General features: G+C 63.4%; 17 protein-coding genes and 1 pseudogene. 9 read left to right on the top strand and 9 right to left on the bottom strand.

The annotated features are described in order from the left end of the window. Positions 1-80: 80 nt before the first annotated feature. Positions 81-1,241 (bottom strand): AI-2E family transporter, encoded by a 1,161-nt coding sequence (locus NKJ55_RS08190; protein WP_352449452.1) that lies wholly within the window; start codon positions 1,239-1,241, stop codon positions 81-83. Positions 1,242-1,374: 133 nt separating this feature from the next. Next, positions 1,375-2,436: an LLM class flavin-dependent oxidoreductase gene (locus NKJ55_RS08185; protein WP_352449451.1), complete on the bottom strand. Its 1,062-nt coding sequence runs from the start codon at positions 2,434-2,436 to the stop codon at positions 1,375-1,377. A gap of 230 nt (positions 2,437-2,666) precedes the next feature. On the opposite strand from NKJ55_RS08185, the gene NKJ55_RS08180 reads away from it, so the two are divergent. Then, positions 2,667-3,095 (top strand): DUF6481 family protein, encoded by a 429-nt coding sequence (locus NKJ55_RS08180; RefSeq protein WP_352449450.1) that lies wholly within the window; start codon positions 2,667-2,669, stop codon positions 3,093-3,095. Positions 3,096-3,177: 82 nt separating this feature from the next. Here NKJ55_RS08180 and sugE read toward each other — a convergent pair whose 3' ends face one another. Both sugE and NKJ55_RS08170 read right to left on the bottom strand, forming a co-directional pair. After that, positions 3,178-3,492 (bottom strand): quaternary ammonium compound efflux SMR transporter SugE, encoded by a 315-nt coding sequence (gene sugE, locus NKJ55_RS08175; protein ID WP_352449449.1) that lies wholly within the window; start codon positions 3,490-3,492, stop codon positions 3,178-3,180. A gap of 154 nt (positions 3,493-3,646) precedes the next feature. Continuing rightward, positions 3,647-3,772, bottom strand: a complete 126-nt coding sequence (locus NKJ55_RS08170; RefSeq protein WP_013528464.1) for a hypothetical protein — start codon at positions 3,770-3,772, stop codon at positions 3,647-3,649. Positions 3,773-3,987: 215 nt separating this feature from the next. Here NKJ55_RS08170 and NKJ55_RS08165 point away from each other — a divergent pair, with 215 nt between their 5' ends. The 3 genes from NKJ55_RS08165 (at position 3,988) to NKJ55_RS08155 (ending at position 6,353) form a co-directional block, all read left to right on the top strand. Then, complete coding sequence (locus tag NKJ55_RS08165; protein WP_352449448.1) at positions 3,988-4,797, top strand: transglutaminase-like domain-containing protein; 810 nt, start codon at positions 3,988-3,990, stop codon at positions 4,795-4,797. A gap of 121 nt (positions 4,798-4,918) precedes the next feature. After that, positions 4,919-5,881 carry a cation diffusion facilitator family transporter gene (locus NKJ55_RS08160; RefSeq protein ID WP_352449447.1) on the top strand — a complete coding sequence of 321 codons (963 nt, stop codon included), beginning with the start codon at positions 4,919-4,921 and terminating at the stop codon, positions 5,879-5,881. A gap of 67 nt (positions 5,882-5,948) precedes the next feature. Then, on the top strand, positions 5,949-6,353 hold the full coding sequence (locus tag NKJ55_RS08155) for a GFA family protein (RefSeq protein ID WP_023676952.1): 405 nt from the start codon (positions 5,949-5,951) through the stop codon (positions 6,351-6,353). Positions 6,354-6,392: 39 nt separating this feature from the next. On the opposite strand, the gene NKJ55_RS08150 is transcribed toward NKJ55_RS08155, so the two are convergent. Then, positions 6,393-7,655, bottom strand: coding sequence for a DNA recombination protein RmuC (locus tag NKJ55_RS08150; protein WP_352449446.1), 1,263 nt, complete (start codon positions 7,653-7,655; stop codon positions 6,393-6,395). Positions 7,656-7,758: 103 nt separating this feature from the next. On the opposite strand from NKJ55_RS08150, the gene def reads away from it, so the two are divergent. Genes def through truA form a run of 4 tightly spaced genes read left to right on the top strand, consistent with a single transcriptional unit; the run spans position 7,759 to position 10,512 of the window. Further along, the gene (gene def / locus NKJ55_RS08145; protein ID WP_352449445.1) at positions 7,759-8,289 is read left to right on the top strand and encodes a peptide deformylase; all 531 of its coding nucleotides are present in this window, start codon (positions 7,759-7,761) and stop codon (positions 8,287-8,289) included. 16 nt (positions 8,290-8,305) lie between these two features. Beyond that, positions 8,306-9,232, top strand: coding sequence for a methionyl-tRNA formyltransferase (fmt, locus tag NKJ55_RS08140; protein ID WP_352449629.1), 927 nt, complete (start codon positions 8,306-8,308; stop codon positions 9,230-9,232). Beyond that, a complete protein-coding gene (locus NKJ55_RS08135) occupies positions 9,229-9,738 on the top strand; it encodes a GNAT family N-acetyltransferase (protein ID WP_023677468.1) in 510 nt (169 codons plus the stop codon). The genes fmt and NKJ55_RS08135 overlap by 4 nt, the downstream gene beginning before the upstream one ends. Positions 9,739-9,756: 18 nt before the next feature. Next, complete coding sequence (gene truA, locus NKJ55_RS08130) at positions 9,757-10,512, top strand: tRNA pseudouridine(38-40) synthase TruA (RefSeq protein ID WP_352449444.1); 756 nt, start codon at positions 9,757-9,759, stop codon at positions 10,510-10,512. Here truA and NKJ55_RS08125 read toward each other — a convergent pair. Together NKJ55_RS08125 and dapE are read right to left on the bottom strand one after the other, a co-directional pair. After that, a complete protein-coding gene (locus NKJ55_RS08125) occupies positions 10,494-11,102 on the bottom strand; it encodes a hypothetical protein (RefSeq protein WP_023677470.1) in 609 nt (202 codons plus the stop codon). The two genes, truA and NKJ55_RS08125, sit on opposite strands and share 19 nt — an antisense overlap. 2 nt (positions 11,103-11,104) lie before the next feature. Further along, on the bottom strand, positions 11,105-12,304 hold the full coding sequence (gene dapE, locus NKJ55_RS08120) for a succinyl-diaminopimelate desuccinylase (RefSeq protein WP_352449443.1): 1,200 nt from the start codon (positions 12,302-12,304) through the stop codon (positions 11,105-11,107). 130 nt (positions 12,305-12,434) lie between these two features. On the opposite strand from dapE, the gene NKJ55_RS08115 reads away from it, so the two are divergent. Beyond that, positions 12,435-13,466 (top strand): 2-dehydropantoate 2-reductase, encoded by a 1,032-nt coding sequence (locus NKJ55_RS08115; protein WP_352449442.1) that lies wholly within the window; start codon positions 12,435-12,437, stop codon positions 13,464-13,466. Here NKJ55_RS08115 and NKJ55_RS08110 read toward each other — a convergent pair. Beyond that, a complete protein-coding gene (locus NKJ55_RS08110; RefSeq protein ID WP_352449441.1) occupies positions 13,456-14,556 on the bottom strand; it encodes a diguanylate cyclase domain-containing protein in 1,101 nt (366 codons plus the stop codon). The genes NKJ55_RS08115 and NKJ55_RS08110 overlap by 11 nt on opposite strands. Before the next feature lie 222 nt (positions 14,557-14,778). Next, a pseudogene (locus tag NKJ55_RS08105) lies at positions 14,779-14,897 on the bottom strand (IS110 family transposase); the annotation flags it as partial.

The raw sequence follows: 14,897 nt of genomic DNA, 5'->3' as shown, positions 1-14,897 counted from the left end.
GCGCTGAGGGCACAACGGACGTGCGACCGATGCAAGGTCGTGATCTGCCCCATCGGGGACGCTTTTGACCCTTTAAGCCGCTACTTTTTCACCTCGGGAATCTCTTCGTCCTCGATCGCCGCCGTGTGTTGCGCCGCCAGGAAATTGCCGACATGGCTGAGACCGTCGAAATGATCGCAGAACACCTTGATGACGACCAGCAGCGGCACCGCCAGCAGCGCGCCGACAAAACCCCACAGCCACGACCAGAAGGCGATGGCGATGAGGATCGCCACTGCGTTGATTTCGAGACGGCGGCCGACCACCGTCGGCGTCACGAACTGGCCTTCGACGACATCGCACATAAGGACGAAGGCCGGCGCCAGCAGCGCATAGGAAATCGTGTCGAAGCTTATCAGCGCGATGATCGTAACCAGCGTGATGGTGGTCAGCGCCCCGATATAGGGCAGGAAATTGAGCAGAGCCGCTGCCGCGCCCCAGACCTGCGCGTTGGGCACGCCGAGCGCCCACAGGCCGAGCCCGATGACCACGCCGAGACATGTATTGATGACCGTGACAGTAAGCAGATAATGCGAGATTTCACGTTCTACGTCGTAGACGACGCGCAGCGCCCGCTTCTTTTCGCTGAGACTGGGGAAGGACTGGACGATCTTTTCATAGAACATCGTGCCCGAGGCGAGCAGGAACAGCGACAGGACGAAGACGATGGTAACGCTGGCGCCGGCCGACAGCACATTGCCGGCGGCCTGCGAGAGAATACCGGATGGCGCCGTCGCCACCCTCTGAACGCCCGGCTCCTGGGATGTCTGTGTCAGGCCCTCGATCTGGCGCGAAATCTCCACGATCCGTTCGAGCGGACGGCGCAGTTGTGCCAGACGTTCGGTAAGCTGCTGGCCGATCGTCGAGGTGTTGTTGATGAGGTCGATGACCGGGCCGCTGAGCAGATATCCCGCGACGGCGACGAGGCAGAACGAAAGCAGCACCAACAGTGTCGCTGAAATGACATCGGGCATGCCATGCTTGCGCAGGAAGCGAACGATCGGCGTCAGCGTCAGCGCCAGCAGGAAAGCCAGAATGACCGGCATGAAGAAGGCGCGGGCGAAGTAAAGCGCGTAGATCGCCATGAGAATGAAGATGCCGACGAGCAGCGAACGCATCAGATGCGCATCCGCCCGCACCTCGATGCGCGGATCCGGGCTTTCGGCAGCGCTTGCGCCCGAAGCGTCGGGTTCGGCTTTCATTCTGACCCTCGGCGGCACACCGCGATTGGTGCAGACCGTTGGCGAAAACGCCTCTGTCGCTTCAAGGTTCCGTTAGCTGGCGTCACCGGCAAGGCCGCCTCGCGGCCTTGCCAATGAATCAGGTGACTGGGAATCAGGCGACCGGCGCCGCCACGGCGGGAACGGCCTTCGCAGTTTCCCGGCGCACGATCGGCGCCACTTTGGTGCCGTAGAGTTCGATGGCCTTCATCACCTTGGCGTGCGGCATGGTGCCGATCGCCATTTGCAGCAGGAAGCGGTCGTTGCCGAATATCCTGTGCTGGGCAATGATCCTCTCGGCCACCTGTTCTGGATTGCCGACGAACAGCGCGCCGTTTGCGCCGCGCGATTGGTTGAAATGCGCCCGCGATGTCGGCCCCCAGCCGCGCTCGCGGCCGATGCGGTTCATCACCTCGGCCTGCGGCCCGTAAAAATCGTCGGCTGCCTGGTCCGTGGTGTCGGCAATGAAGCCGTGCACGTTGAGACTGGTGGCAAGGCTTGCCGGATCGTTGCCGGCGCGCCTGGCTGCATCCCTGTAGATGTCGAACAGCGGTGCGAACCGCGCCGGCTCGCCACCGATGATCGCCAGTGCCAGCGGCAACCCGAGCACACCCGCGCGGGCGACGGATTGCGGTGTTCCACCGACGGCGATCCAGATCGGCAATTTGTCCTGCAAGGGCCGCGGATAGACGCCGCGGTTGTGGATCGGCGCGCGCAGACTGCCCGACCAGGTCACCTTGACATGATCGCGGATGGCGAGCAGCAGGTCGAGCTTCTCGGCGAAGAGCTCGTCATAATCTTCGAGATTGTAGCCGAACAGCGGAAAGGACTCGATGAACGAGCCGCGCCCGGCCATGATCTCGGCACGGCCGCCGGACAGAAGATCGAGGGTGGCAAACTGCTGGAAGACGCGCACCGGATCGTCGGAGGACAGCACGGTGACAGCGCTGGTCAGCCTTATGCGCTTGGTGCGTTCGGCCGCCGCCGCTAGCGCCACCACCGGAGCCGAGGCAGCATAGTCGGGACGGTGGTGCTCGCCGAGACCAAAGACGTCCAGCCCGACCTGGTCGGCGAGCTCGATCTCCTCGATCAGGTTGCGCAACCGCTCATGCGCACCGATTGCACCGGGACCTGGTTCCGGGCTGACGTCGGCGAAGGTGTAGAGACCGAGTTCCATAGTGTGTCATCTCAGCGTTTTGTCTTGGCGCTACACGTAGCGATCAGTCCGCCGCCCCGCCAGATGCCTGGATGGTGAACAGTGCGGGTGCCTTTCAGCCGAATTCAATCGAAATGGCGTCTCCCGGCTGCAACAGATCAGAATTTCATGGCTGGCATACCGTTTTGGCGCTTGAACTCTCGGTTTTCGCGCGTATGTAAGCCTCGCAAATTGACTTCAGGGAAGTGGACTTGGCTATCTATAGGGAAAAAGACGTTTTCGAGCGGCGCAATGCCGCAAACGAGGCAAAGAAGGCGCTTCTGGAACGCTTCAAGGCAAAGCCGGCGGCAGATGATCCAGCGGTGCTGGCACGACAGGCCGAGCGCAAGGCGATCCTCGAGGCCCGCGCGATACGCGAGGCCGAAAAGGCCAGGCTGAAGCAGGAAAAGCTGGTGCGCGAAGCGGCCGAAAAGGCCGAGCGCGAGGCAGCTGCCGAAGCGGCACGCATTGCCGCGGAAGAAGCCGCACAGGCCGAAGCGAAGATCCGGGAAGCTGAAGAGAACGAGCGCATCGCCCGTTTTCTTGCCGACGAGGCCGAACGCAAGGCCAAGCGTGACGCACGCTATGCCGCGCGCAAACAGCGCACCGGCAGGACGCCACCCGGCTTCTCCGCGCGATAGCAGCTTCCGGCGCCGATCAGCCGAATTCGAGAATTGGCGCCGCCTTGCAGCGGCCCCGAATGCGTTCGTCTGTCGGAATCAGCTAAGCCGCGAGCTTCAGTCCCATGATGCCGCAGACGATAAGCGCGATGCAGGCCAGCCTGATCGCCGTCGCTGGCTCGCCGAGCAGCCATATCCCCAACAGCGCCGTGCCGACGGTGCCGATGCCGGTCCACACCGCGTAAGCGGTGCCGACCGCCAACGCCTTCAGCGCCAGGCCGAGCAAGGTCAGGCTGACGATCATCGAGGCTACCGTCAGGACGGTCGGCAGCGGCTTCGAGAATCCGTCGGTGTATTTAAGGCCGATCGCCCAGCCGATCTCGAACAGTCCGGCGAACAACAGGAAAATCCACGACATCGGAACGCTCCGTTTCGATGGCATCCGGCCGATTTCTTGAAAAGCGCAAAAATTGCCTTCGCCGCATCCATAGAGGATGCGCGTGAGCTTAATGAACAATCATACCGGCCGCGTTTGCGGCCGGTCGAAATAAGCCGAAACGGTAGCTGCGGCCCTACTTGTCCTTCAGCTTCATCGCCTTCACCGGCGGTGCCTTCAGGGCCGGCGCCGGAGCGGGTTTCTTCGCGTCCTTCTTCGGCTTGCGGGCTTCCTTGCCTGCCTTCATCGCACCCTTAGCCATGATTCGTTCCTCCAGTTGATGTCTGGCGAAGTGAAACAAGAGAAAACGCTCGACTGCAAGAGGCCGCTGCCGTGCAGCCGCCCTGGCCGATGGCTGTCAACCGGTTTCTAATTCCCTCGTAAACCGCAGCGGTCCGTGCCATGGTCTTCTTCGCACTGCAGCATCAGCCCTTGCGTTTCGCCGGCTGATGATCGGGCAGGCCGGTCAGGACGACAATGCGGATCCACATCGGTTGCCAGATGAGCTTCGACTTCCCGCAGGAAACACCGCTGATCGCGATGCTAAACGTCCATTATTCGCGCGCATCCGATCTTGAGCGGCCGGACTTCCTGACGTCGAACCCGCCGGTGCCGATCGAAAGCTACCGCGACAGTTTCGGCAATTGGTGCAGCCGTTTCGTTGCGCCGGCCGGGCGCTTTGCGTTCGGCACGGACGCGGTGATCCGCGACCCCGGCTCCTTCGAGACGCGCGAGCTGACGGCGTGGCAGCACGAGGTGCGCGATCTGCCGTCGGAGACGCTGCTGTTCCTGCTGCCCAGCCGTTATTGCGAGAGCGACGTGCTGTCGAACGAAGCGTGGCGGCTGTTCGGCAGCACCCCGCTCGGCATTCCGCGCGTCCAGGCGGTCTGCGACTTCGTCCATAACCACATCGTCTTCAACTATTTCAATGCACGGCCGACGCGCACCGCCGCCGAGGCCTATCGCGAGCAGAGTGGTGTATGCCGCGACTTTGCTCACCTCGCTGTTGCCTTCTGCCGCGCCCTGAACATTCCAACCCGCTACTGCACCGGCTATATCAGTGATATCGGCCTGCCAAAGCCGTGGTCGGACATGGATTTCGCCGCTTGGATGGAGGTCTATCTCGGCGGCCGCTGGCACGCGTTCGACCCGCGCAACAACGCGCCGCGCATCGGCCGCATCCTGATTGCCTCCGGACGCGATGCCGCCGATGTGCCGCTGACCCACATTTTTGGGCCGGGCGCGCTGGCTGGCTTCAAGGTCTGGACGGACGAGGTCGTCGAATAGCCCCGCGCCGCCCTTTTGAACAACTGACCTTGTGAACAACTGGGCACTTCGGGCGTTGTGAGAGCGTGGAGCGTGGGCGGGCGCTCCGCCAATCTCGGTGCATCAACCAAGGCAGCACACCATGGCGGCGCATGGCGGGTCGAAAAAAGTGATCTATGCGGCGCTCGCCGGAAATCTTGCGATCGCACTGACCAAATTTGCCGCTGCCTTGTTCACGGGCAGCTCGGCAATGCTCTCGGAAGGCGTCCACTCGCTCGTCGATACCGGCAATGGCAGCCTGCTGCTTTACGGCATGCACCGTGCCGCCCGGCCGGCCGACCGCACGCATCCGCTCGGCCATGGCCGCGAGCTGTACTTCTGGAGCTTCATCGTTGCGCTCCTCGTCTTTGCACTGGGCGCCGGCATATCGTTCTACGAAGGCGTGACGCACATCATGGCGCCGGAGCCGATCGCCAACGCCAAGGTGAACTACGCTGTCCTTGGCCTTTCCTTCCTCTTCGAAGGCACCTCTTGGCTGGTGGCGCTGAAGGAATTCCGCCACCAAAAAGGCAGCCACGGCTGGCTTGAGGCGGTGCAGCTCAGCAAGGATCCGAGTGTCTACACCGTACTCTTCGAGGACAGCGCGGCACTTCTCGGCCTCGTTGTCGCCTTCGCCGGGATATCGGCGGCGGAACTGCTGGACATGCCGAAGCTCGACGGCGCCGCGTCGATTGGCATCGCGCTGATCCTGGGCGGGACCGCGATCTTCCTGGCGCGCGAAAGCAAAAGCCTGCTGCTCGGCGAGCCGGCTTCGCCCGAGGTGCAAATGAAAGTATTGGACATCGTCCAGCAGGACCCGGCGGTGCAGCGGGCGAATGGCGCGCTGACGCTGCATATGGGTCCGCAGGAGATCGTCGCCGCTCTGAGCATCGAGTTCGAGGACCACTTGTCGGCGCCCGAGATAGAGACCTGCGTCGAACGCCTCGAGACGCGGCTGAAAGCGGAGATGCCGGAGGTGACGCGGCTGTTCGTCAAGCCTCAGACCACCGGTACCTGGGAACGCCGGAGCAAGGCCTTGGCGGCGTCCGGAGGGGAACCGGCCTGAGGAAAATGGCTGCGCCATCGGGCAGTCCCGGTTATGATTGCGGGCAAAAGCTCCAGGAGGAACGAAGATGAAAATCGACGGCGCGTGTCATTGCGGCGCTATCACTTACGAGGCCGAAGTCGATCCGGAAAAGACCACCATTTGTCACTGCATCGATTGTCAGAAGCTAACCGGAACGGCCTTTCGCGTCACCGTGCCGGCGTCCGAGGACAATTACAGGATCACCAAGGGCACGCCGAAGATCTACATTAAGACCGGTTCGAGCGGCGCCAAGCGTGCCCAGGCATTTTGCGGTGAGTGCGGCTCGCATCTCTACGCCACGTCGGCGGGCGAGGGACCGAAGGTTTACGGTATCAGGGTCGGCACGGCACGGCAGCGCGAGCAACTGGTGCCGAGAAAGCAGATCTGGCACCGCTCGGCGCTGCATTGGCTGCCGGAATTCGAAGGCACAACCATCATCGAGGAGCAGTAGCGCCAGACCGGGGCGAAGCCTCCGGTTCCGGCGCAGCTCTCAATCGTCGCCTTCGACGACCCTTAGCCTCAACTGCCCGGTTTTCGAATCGGCGACGCGCGGGCTGCTTTCCGCTTTTGCTCCGCTGCCATTCGAACCAGCGGTGTCCTCCGCCGGCTGCACGCCAAACTCCAGCGCCTCGATCTTTTGTCCGCGCCTGGTCACCTTCGATGTCGAGACAAGGATGTCGTCGATATCCTTGGCCGATTGACCGAAATGCGTCTGCAATTTGCGCACCCGCTCGTCGAGCCGGGAAACATCTTCCATCAGCCGGATAACCTCGCCCTGGATCAGGTGTGCCTGCTCGCGCATGCGGGCATCCTTGAGGATTGCCTGGATGACCTGGATCGACAACATCAAAAGCGATGGCGAGACGATGACGATCCGCGAGCGATGCGCCTTCTGGACAACGGCCTCGAAATTCTCGTGGATTTCGGCGAATACCGATTCCGAAGGCACGAACATGAAGGCGGTGTCCTGCGTCTCGCCCTGGATCAGGTATTTTTCGGAAATATCGCGGACATGCACCTCGATGTCGCGGCGGAAAGCCTGTGCGGCGGACTTCTGCAGTTCGGCGCCTTCGGCGGCCCGGATGGCATTCCAGGCCTCGAGCGGAAACTTTGCATCGACGGCAAGCGACGGTGCGCCGTTCGGCATCTTCACCAGGCAGTCGGGCCGGCTGCCATTCGACAAGGTCGCCTGGAATTCATAGGCGCCGTGCGGCAATCCGTCGGCGACGATGGCTTCCATACGCGACTGGCCGAAGGCGCCGCGCGTCTGCTTGTTGGAAAGGATCGCCTGCAATTGCACGACCTGGCCGGCCAGCGACTGGATGTTGCCTTGCGCGATATCGATGACCGCCAGCCGTTCCTGCAGCTTGGCGAGGCTCTCATGCGTCGATCTCGTCTGCTCGGTCATGGTCTGGCCCAGGCGGCCTGTCATGGCATCGAGACGCTGGCCGATCGACTGTGTCAGTTCGGCCTGGCGCGCCCCGAACACTTCGGCGATGGCGCCCATGCGGCCCTGCATTTCCGCCTGGCTTGCCAAGATACCAGCCATCCGCACCTCGGCGTCGCGGGCGTGGTCGGCGGCTTCGGCGGCCGCCACTGCACGCGCCTTGGCCGATCGCCAGAGCGCAACGACGAGCGCCACGAACAGGCCGAGGAACAGCATTGCGCCGAAACCCAGGAGTTGGCCGAGCGTGATCGTGGTGGCGCCGAGGCGGGCGACAGGTTCGGACAGGATGGTGGCCAGATCGTTCATGTCGACAGCATAGATGATTCGGTCTGCCGGCACAGATCAAAACGTGAACGACGCGAAGGCGCCCCGGTTGACGCTTTTCCTGCGAGGTCTTAGGTGAGACGCCATGTCGATCAAGCCGCTTGTCATCCTCCCCGATCCCGTCCTGCGCCAGGTTTCAAAACCGGTCGAGCGTGTCGATGGCGATTTGCGCAAACTGGCCGGCGACATGCTGGACACCATGTATGACGCGCCCGGCATCGGCCTCGCAGCGATCCAGGTCGGCGAACCCTTGCGCATGCTGGTGATCGACCTCGCCAAGGAGGACGAGACGCCGGCGCCGCACGTCTTCATCAATCCCGAAATCCTTGAAAGCTCCGACCAGCGTTCGGTCTATGAGGAAGGCTGTCTGTCGATCCCCGATTACTATGCCGAAGTCGAGCGCCCCGCCGCGGTGCGGGTGAAATATCTCGATCGCGACGGCAAACTGCAGGAGATCGAGGCCGAGGGGCTGATGGCGACCTGCCTGCAGCATGAAATCGACCACCTCAACGGCGTGCTGTTCATCGATTACATCTCCAAGCTGAAGCGCGACATGGTGGTCAAGAAATTCAAGAAGCTCGCCAGGGACAAGGCGCCGGGCAAGATGGTGGGATAGGCGTCGACGAATGCCCCTGCGTGTCATCTTCATGGGTACGCCCGAATTCTCCGTGCCGACGCTGCGGGCGATTGCCGGGGCCGGGCACGAGTTGGCAGCCGTTTACACGCAGCCGCCGCGCGCCGGCGGCCGGCGCGGGCTCGAACTGACGCCGTCGCCGGTGCAGCGCGAGGCGGATCGGTTGGGCGTCGAGGTGCGGACGCCGGTGTCGCTGAAGAGCGAGGCGGAGCAGGAGGCGTTCCGCGCGTTACGTGCCGACGTCGCCGTGGTGGTCGCCTACGGGCTGCTTCTGCCCAAACCCATTCTCGAGGCGCCGCGGCTCGGTTGCCTCAACGGCCACGCATCGCTGCTGCCGCGCTGGCGCGGCGCTGCCCCTATCCAGCGCGCCATCATGGCCGGCGATACCGAAACGGGCATGATGGTGATGCGGATGGAGGAAGGCCTCGACACCGGGCCGGTGGCAATGGTTGAAAAATGTCCCATTGGACCCGACATGACGGCCGGCGATCTGCACGACCGGCTGATGGTCCTCGGTGCTGCGCTGATCGTGCAAGCGCTCGAACGGCTGGAGCGGAATACGCTGACATTTACCACACAGGCGGAGGTGGGGGTGACCTACGCCAAGAAAATCGATAAATCGGAGACTCGCATAGACTGGCTGCGACCTGCCGGCGACCTGCACAACCAGATTCGCGGCCTGTCGCCCTTTCCCGGTGCATGGTGCGAGGCCGAAATCGGCCGCGTGGAACGGCTGAAACTGCTTCGCTCGACGCTCTCGCAAGGCGCCGGCGAACCGGGAGGAATTCTCGATGACCGACTGACGGTCGCCTGCGGGTCAGGCGCGATCAGGCTGGTCGAAGTTCAACGTGCGGGCGGAAGGCCCATTGCCGCGCAGGAGTTTCTGCGCGGGGCCAAGCTCGAAAAAGGAATGAAATTGTCATGAGCATGATGTCCATACGCGCGGCGACGCCGCGGGACCGCGAGGCGATCCGCCTTGTCGAAGAACACGCATTCGGCCAGCAGACGGAGGCCGGACTGGTCGACGCGCTGGTCACCGGCGGTGATGCCGTCGTCGAACTGGTGGCGGACGAAGACGGGCAAGTGGTCGGCCATATCCTGTTTTCACGGCTTTTCGTGCAGAATGGCGGCAAGAGCTTCCCGGCGGTGGCTTTGGCTCCTTTGGCGGTCGAGCCGTCGTTCCACGGCACCGGCATCGGAGGTGCGCTGGTCCGCGAGGCGCATATCCGCCTGAAGGCTGCTGGCGAGACGCTCGCCGTGGTGCTCGGCGATCCGGCTTACTATGGCCGTTTCGGCTACAGCCGCGCCCGTGCAGCAAAATTCGACAGCGACTACCAAAGCGAAGCCCTGCAGGCGCTTGCCTGGGGCGAGGCGCCGGAGACCGGCAGGCTGGTCTACGCCTCGGCCTTCGGCTCAGCCCTCGCCGCCTGATTTCGCCTCGATCCGGGAATGCCGCGTTTTCGCCTCGACATCGAATATGACGGCAGTCTCTTCGCCGGCTGGCAGCGCCAGGCCAACCAGCCATCGGTGCAGCAGGCGATCGAGCAGGCGATCGAGAAATTCTGTGGTGAGCAGGTTTCGCTGCGCGCCGCCGGCCGCACCGATGCTGGCGTCCATGCGACCGCTCAGGTGGCGCATGTCGATCTGATCAAGGCATGGCCCGGCGACAAGGTGCGCGACGCAGTCAACGCGCATCTACAAGCGGCCAAGGTGCGCATCGCCATCCTGAAGGCCGCCGTCGTGCCGGATGGCTTCGATGCGCGTTTCTCGGCGATCAGCCGCCATTACCTCTACCGCATCGTCAATCGCCGCGCGCCGGCGGCGCTCGACAAGGGCAAGATTTGGTGGGTACCGAAGCAGCTCGATGCCGGTGCCATGCACGAAGCGGCAAAGGTGCTGCTTGGCCGGCATGATTTCACCACCTTCCGCTCGACCCAGTGCCAAGCCACCAGCCCGGTCCGCACGCTCGACCGGCTGGATGTCAGCCGGGCGGGCGATTTCATTGAGGTCCGCGCTTCGGCGCGGTCATTCCTGCACAACCAGGTGCGCTCGATGGTCGGTTCGCTCAAGCGCGTCGGCGAAAGCGGCTGGACTGTTGCCGACCTCAAGGCGGCGCTTGAGGCGCGCGATCGTGCGGCCTGCGGTCAGGTCGCGCCGCCCGACGGGCTGTTTCTCGTCGGCGTCGATTATCCGACGCCTGGCTGATCCGGAACGCTGATCCCGAGCAGCGCCTGCAGGCCGAAAAGGACGATCAGCGACGCCACGAACATGCCGGCAAAAACGGCGCTGCCGGCGGCCGCACCCCTGCCGATCGCAACGTTAGTCATCCGCCAGGTCAAGACCATCGACAGCGCGAACAACAGCAGCGACACCAATCCGGAGACTTCGTTGGCCGACGTCAGGAATAGCCGGATCAACGCCGATGGCAGCATCATCCAGGCGATGATCGCCGAGGCCCAGTTGCTGGCCACGACATAATGGACGAATCGGCCGCCGACGCCGACCCGCGGCGCCACCAGGGCGAGGCCTATGAGCGGCAGCACCCAGGCGCCGATATCGACGGTTGCCAGGCGGATCAACATGCTGAAACGGCCGACGAATGCGTTGGGATCGCCGATTTCGTTGGCAATACCGACCCAGCCGACGATCAGTGCCGGCGCCGCGACGACGATGGCAAAAAAGGAGTTCCAGAAACCGTCCGCCGAAAGGTCGAGCAGGCGAAATCCGTCGGCCTTGCCGAGCATCAGCCGCCAGGCACCGGCAAGCGAAGCGTAGGTTTCATCCGCTGAAAGCATCACTAGGATATGTCCTGCGCAAACCAGTCTTCAACGAAGCGCAGATAAATCTGCGTCAGCGTCTCGAGGTCGGCAATCGCCACGCGTTCGTCGACCATGTGCATGGTCTTGCCGACCAGTCCGAATTCGACCACCGGACAATAATCCTTGATGAAGCGGGCATCGGAGGTGCCGCCGGAGGTGGAGAGCGCCGGCTTCCTGCCGGTCACCGCCTTGATCGAGCCGCCAAGCGTCTCGATCAACCTGTCGTCGCGTGTCAGGAAAACGTGGCTCGGTCCGTCGCGCCAGACGATCTCGTAGTCGACCGGCGTCTTCTTGCCGGCGCGGTATTTCTTGCGTTTCGCCGCCCGGTCGAGGCGGTTGTGGATCTCGGCCTGGATCGTCTCGGCGGTCCATGTGTCGTTGAAGCGAATATTGAAGGTAGCCGCCGCCTTCGCCGGGATGACGTTGGTGGCAGGGTTGCCAACGTCGATGGAGGTGACCTCAAGATTGGTCGGCTGGAAATCCCTTGTTCCGTTGTCGAAGACGGGGTGAAGCAAGGCGTCGACCAGCGTCACCAGGCCGCGCACCGGGTTGTCGGCTAGCTGCGGATAGGCGGCGTGGCCCTGGCGGCCGTTGACGACGACCGTGCCGGAGAGCGAGCCGCGCCGGCCGATCTTGATCATATCGCCGAGCGCGTCGGGATTGGTCGGCTCGCCGACGATCGCAGCATGCCATTTCTCACCCTTGGCAGCCGCCCATTCGAGCAGTTTCGTCGTGCCGTTGATCGCCGGCCCTTCCTCGTCGCCGGTTATCAGCAGCGAGACCGACCCCTTCGGGCCGCCCTTCTGCGCGATATGTCGCGCTACCGCCGCGACGAAACAAGCAATGCCGCCCTTCATGTCGACGGCGCCGCGGCCGAACATCTCGCCATTGGCGATCTCGGCGCCAAAGGGTGGGTGCGTCCAGGCTGTTCCATCGCCCACCGGCACCACATCGGTATGGCCGGCAAACATCAGATGCGGGCCGTTGCCGGAACGCCGCGCGTAAAGGTTCTCTATGTCAGGTGTGCCGGTTTCGGAAAACACCGGGCGCTCGACGGCAAAGCCGAGCGGCTTCAACATTTCTTCCAGCGCGCTCAGCGCACCGCCTTCGGCGGGCGTCACGGAAGCGCAGCGGATGAGAGCAGCCAGATTTCTGGTCGGATCGGTAGGCAGCGTCATGGGCAAAAGCGATAGTCGAAAGCGCAAGGCCTGTCACGGCCAGACATAAGGGCCAGCCATGCCGCCGACATTATGGTTTTCATGCCGTATAAGTTGCGGCAAGGCCTCTCAACCAGGACAGGGCCATCGCATGATCACGCATGGCAGGACGATCGTAATCGCCGGTGCCGGCAGTATCGGGTGCTACGCCGGCGGCTGCCTGATACTTGCCGGGCGAAAGGTGGTTCTGCTGGCGCGGCCTCGCATCGAGAAGGCGCTGCAAAAAGGTGGATTGCGCATCACCGACCGTGATGGCCGCGACCGATCCGTCAAGCCGGAGGCATTGTCGGTCACCGCCGATCCGGCCGCGGCATTCCCCGGTGCCGATGTCATCCTGGCAACGGTCAAGAGCGGCGCGACGCAGGACATGGCCGGGCTTATTGCGGCCCATGCCCGACCGGATGCGGTGGTACTCAGTCTGCAGAACGGCGTCGACAATGCCGATAAGTTGCGAGCCCATCTCGCCGCCCGGCGGGTGCTCGCGGGCATGGTGCCGTTCAACGTGGTCCAATCGGCGGAGGGCGAATTGCCGCTTCGTCTGCACCGCGCCAGCGGCGGCAAGGTGATGATCGAACAGGGTCCGACAGGCCTTGACGAACTGCTTGACGTTGAGGGCTTTGCCGTCGCCACGCATGGTGACATCGAAGCGGTGCTATGGGGCAAGCTGCTGCTCAACCTCAACAACGCGCTGGTGGCGCTTTCCGGCCTGCCGCTGGCGGCAGAGCTTGCCGATCGCCGCTGGCGGCTGATCCTGGCCGGCCAGATCGACGAAGCATTGGCGGCAATGATGGCGACGGGCATCGAACCCGCTCGCATCGCCGGCCTGCGTCCCGCGCTGCTGCCGAAAGTGCTTCGCCTGCCCGACTGGCTGTTCAAGTTCTTGGCGCGGCGGATGCTTGCCATCGACCCTGCCGCGCGTTCGTCGATGTGGGATGACCTTCAGCGCCGCCGGCCGACGGGGATCGGCGAACTGCAAGGCGCGGTCCTGCGTTTGGCCGAAAAGGCCGGCACGCCGGCGCCGTTGCTGAAGCATGTCACTGCACTGGTGCGCGCGGCCGAGCAGAAGAGGCGCGGATCGCCCTGCCAGACGCCGGAAGCCGTTGTCGCGACCGTCAGATCATAGCCCGCACAGGCGCCCAGTAACGGCCCTTGCCGGTGCGCTTGGCCTCGTAGAGCGCATGGTCGGAACAGGTGAGCAGGATTTCCGGATCGCCGCCGTCGGCGGGTGCGAAGGCGCTGCCGACGCTCAAGCCGACATGGATGGCGGAACCGACCCCGAGGTCGAAAGGCACCGAGACCTTTTCGATGGCCCGTTTTGCCAGGTGGGTGGCCTCGATCTCCGAGGTTGCGGGCAAAAGGATGACAAATTCATCGCCGCCAATGCGGAAGACCACGTCCCCCGGACGGAAGCCGCGCTTCAATCGTTCGGCCACCTTGCGCAGCAGCACGTCGCCGACGGCGTGGCCAAAACGGTCGTTGACCTGTTTGAAACCGTCGAGATCCATGCTGAGCACTGCAAACGGCTTGCCGCCATTGGCGGCCGGCGCCGCAAGGTCGCGGCACATGTCGCGCAATTTCTCCTGCAGGAAGATGCGGTTTGGCAGGCCGGTCAGCGCGTCCTTGATGGCCAGGTCGCGATTGTCCAGTTCGGCGCGGATCATGCGGGCATTGATTGCGTGGTTCTGAAGCAGCACGATGATGACGCCGGCCACATAGAACGGCGTTTGAATTCCGACGATCGGCATTCCGGGCGCCGCAGAAAACAATGCACCGACCACGTAAGGCAGACTTACGACCAACATGACGAATATGGCGAAGCGCGGGGTCGCCGCATTGCGTGACGACACTACGCCGACGACGCCTGCGACATTCAAGGCGGCAAGTACGGAAAGCGCCATATTCCCGCTGGCAACACAGCCATAGCAGCCGAGGCCGAAAACAACCGACCAGACGCCGCTGGCTGCCATCAGGCCCGCCAGCGGCCCTTTCGAGCCGCGCCTGCGGGCCTGCTCGCATTCCTGCATCAGCAGAACGCGGACGGTGAAAAGCATCAGGTCGGCGGCAATCCAGGCGTAGGGCCACCAATCCCCGGTGGCAAGAGCGGCGCTGACCGCAACCAACAGAACGCTGATGGTGCCGAACAGGACTGCGAATTTGCGGTCGAAGGTGGTGTCGAGAAGCCGGGCGCGGACAGCTTCCGGTTCCAATTTCATCGGCGAAGAGAACCAGGCAAACAGGCGAGCGGCGGCGCTCCACGTTTTGCGCGGCTCCTTGGTGGTCAGGGACAGGTCGCTTGCCAGTCGAGCGCTCCGTGCCGGTCGACACAGTCTTTGCCGGCATGCTGGGCCAGGGTGATTAACATTCGCTTAGAGCATCCGGCGCAAAACCGGGCTTTCGGAACTCCCCGCTCTGCCGCTCTGGAGTATCCGTGTTGGTCAAGGGAGAGATGGTGTCCAGGTCCGATTGTCCCTGAGTAGTGCGTTTGCGAGGATGATGAGCTTTCGCATGATGGCTGTGATGGCGAGTTTTGAGGCTTTGCCGTCGGCCGTGAGCT

The organism is Mesorhizobium sp. M0106, assembly GCF_040322715.1.
Taxonomy (GTDB): domain Bacteria; phylum Pseudomonadota; class Alphaproteobacteria; order Rhizobiales; family Rhizobiaceae; genus Mesorhizobium.
Note: the sequence above shows the minus strand (reverse complement) of the source record. Positions and strands in the feature narration are given on the sequence as shown.

Bases quoted from the DNA above. Each gene is read 5' to 3' on its own strand.
- NKJ55_RS08190 (WP_352449452.1), bottom strand. From the start codon at position 1,241: ATGAAAGCCGAACCCGACGCTTCGGGCGCAAGCGCTGCCGAAAGCCCG.
- NKJ55_RS08185 (WP_352449451.1), bottom strand. From the start codon at position 2,436: ATGGAACTCGGTCTCTACACCTTCGCCGACGTCAGCCCGGAACCAGGT.
- sugE (WP_352449449.1), bottom strand. From the start codon at position 3,492: ATGTCGTGGATTTTCCTGTTGTTCGCCGGACTGTTCGAGATCGGCTGG.
- NKJ55_RS08170 (WP_013528464.1), bottom strand. From the start codon at position 3,772: ATGGCTAAGGGTGCGATGAAGGCAGGCAAGGAAGCCCGCAAGCCGAAG.
- NKJ55_RS08165 (WP_352449448.1), top strand. From the start codon at position 3,988: ATGCGGATCCACATCGGTTGCCAGATGAGCTTCGACTTCCCGCAGGAA.
- NKJ55_RS08160 (WP_352449447.1), top strand. From the start codon at position 4,919: ATGGCGGCGCATGGCGGGTCGAAAAAAGTGATCTATGCGGCGCTCGCC.
- NKJ55_RS08155 (WP_023676952.1), top strand. From the start codon at position 5,949: ATGAAAATCGACGGCGCGTGTCATTGCGGCGCTATCACTTACGAGGCC.
- NKJ55_RS08150 (WP_352449446.1), bottom strand. From the start codon at position 7,655: ATGAACGATCTGGCCACCATCCTGTCCGAACCTGTCGCCCGCCTCGGC.
- def (WP_352449445.1), top strand. From the start codon at position 7,759: ATGTCGATCAAGCCGCTTGTCATCCTCCCCGATCCCGTCCTGCGCCAG.
- NKJ55_RS08135 (WP_023677468.1), top strand. From the start codon at position 9,229: ATGAGCATGATGTCCATACGCGCGGCGACGCCGCGGGACCGCGAGGCG.
- truA (WP_352449444.1), top strand. From the start codon at position 9,757: ATGCCGCGTTTTCGCCTCGACATCGAATATGACGGCAGTCTCTTCGCC.
- NKJ55_RS08125 (WP_023677470.1), bottom strand. From the start codon at position 11,102: ATGCTTTCAGCGGATGAAACCTACGCTTCGCTTGCCGGTGCCTGGCGG.
- dapE (WP_352449443.1), bottom strand. From the start codon at position 12,304: ATGACGCTGCCTACCGATCCGACCAGAAATCTGGCTGCTCTCATCCGC.
- NKJ55_RS08115 (WP_352449442.1), top strand. From the start codon at position 12,435: ATGATCACGCATGGCAGGACGATCGTAATCGCCGGTGCCGGCAGTATC.
- NKJ55_RS08110 (WP_352449441.1), bottom strand. From the start codon at position 14,556: ATGAAATTGGAACCGGAAGCTGTCCGCGCCCGGCTTCTCGACACCACC.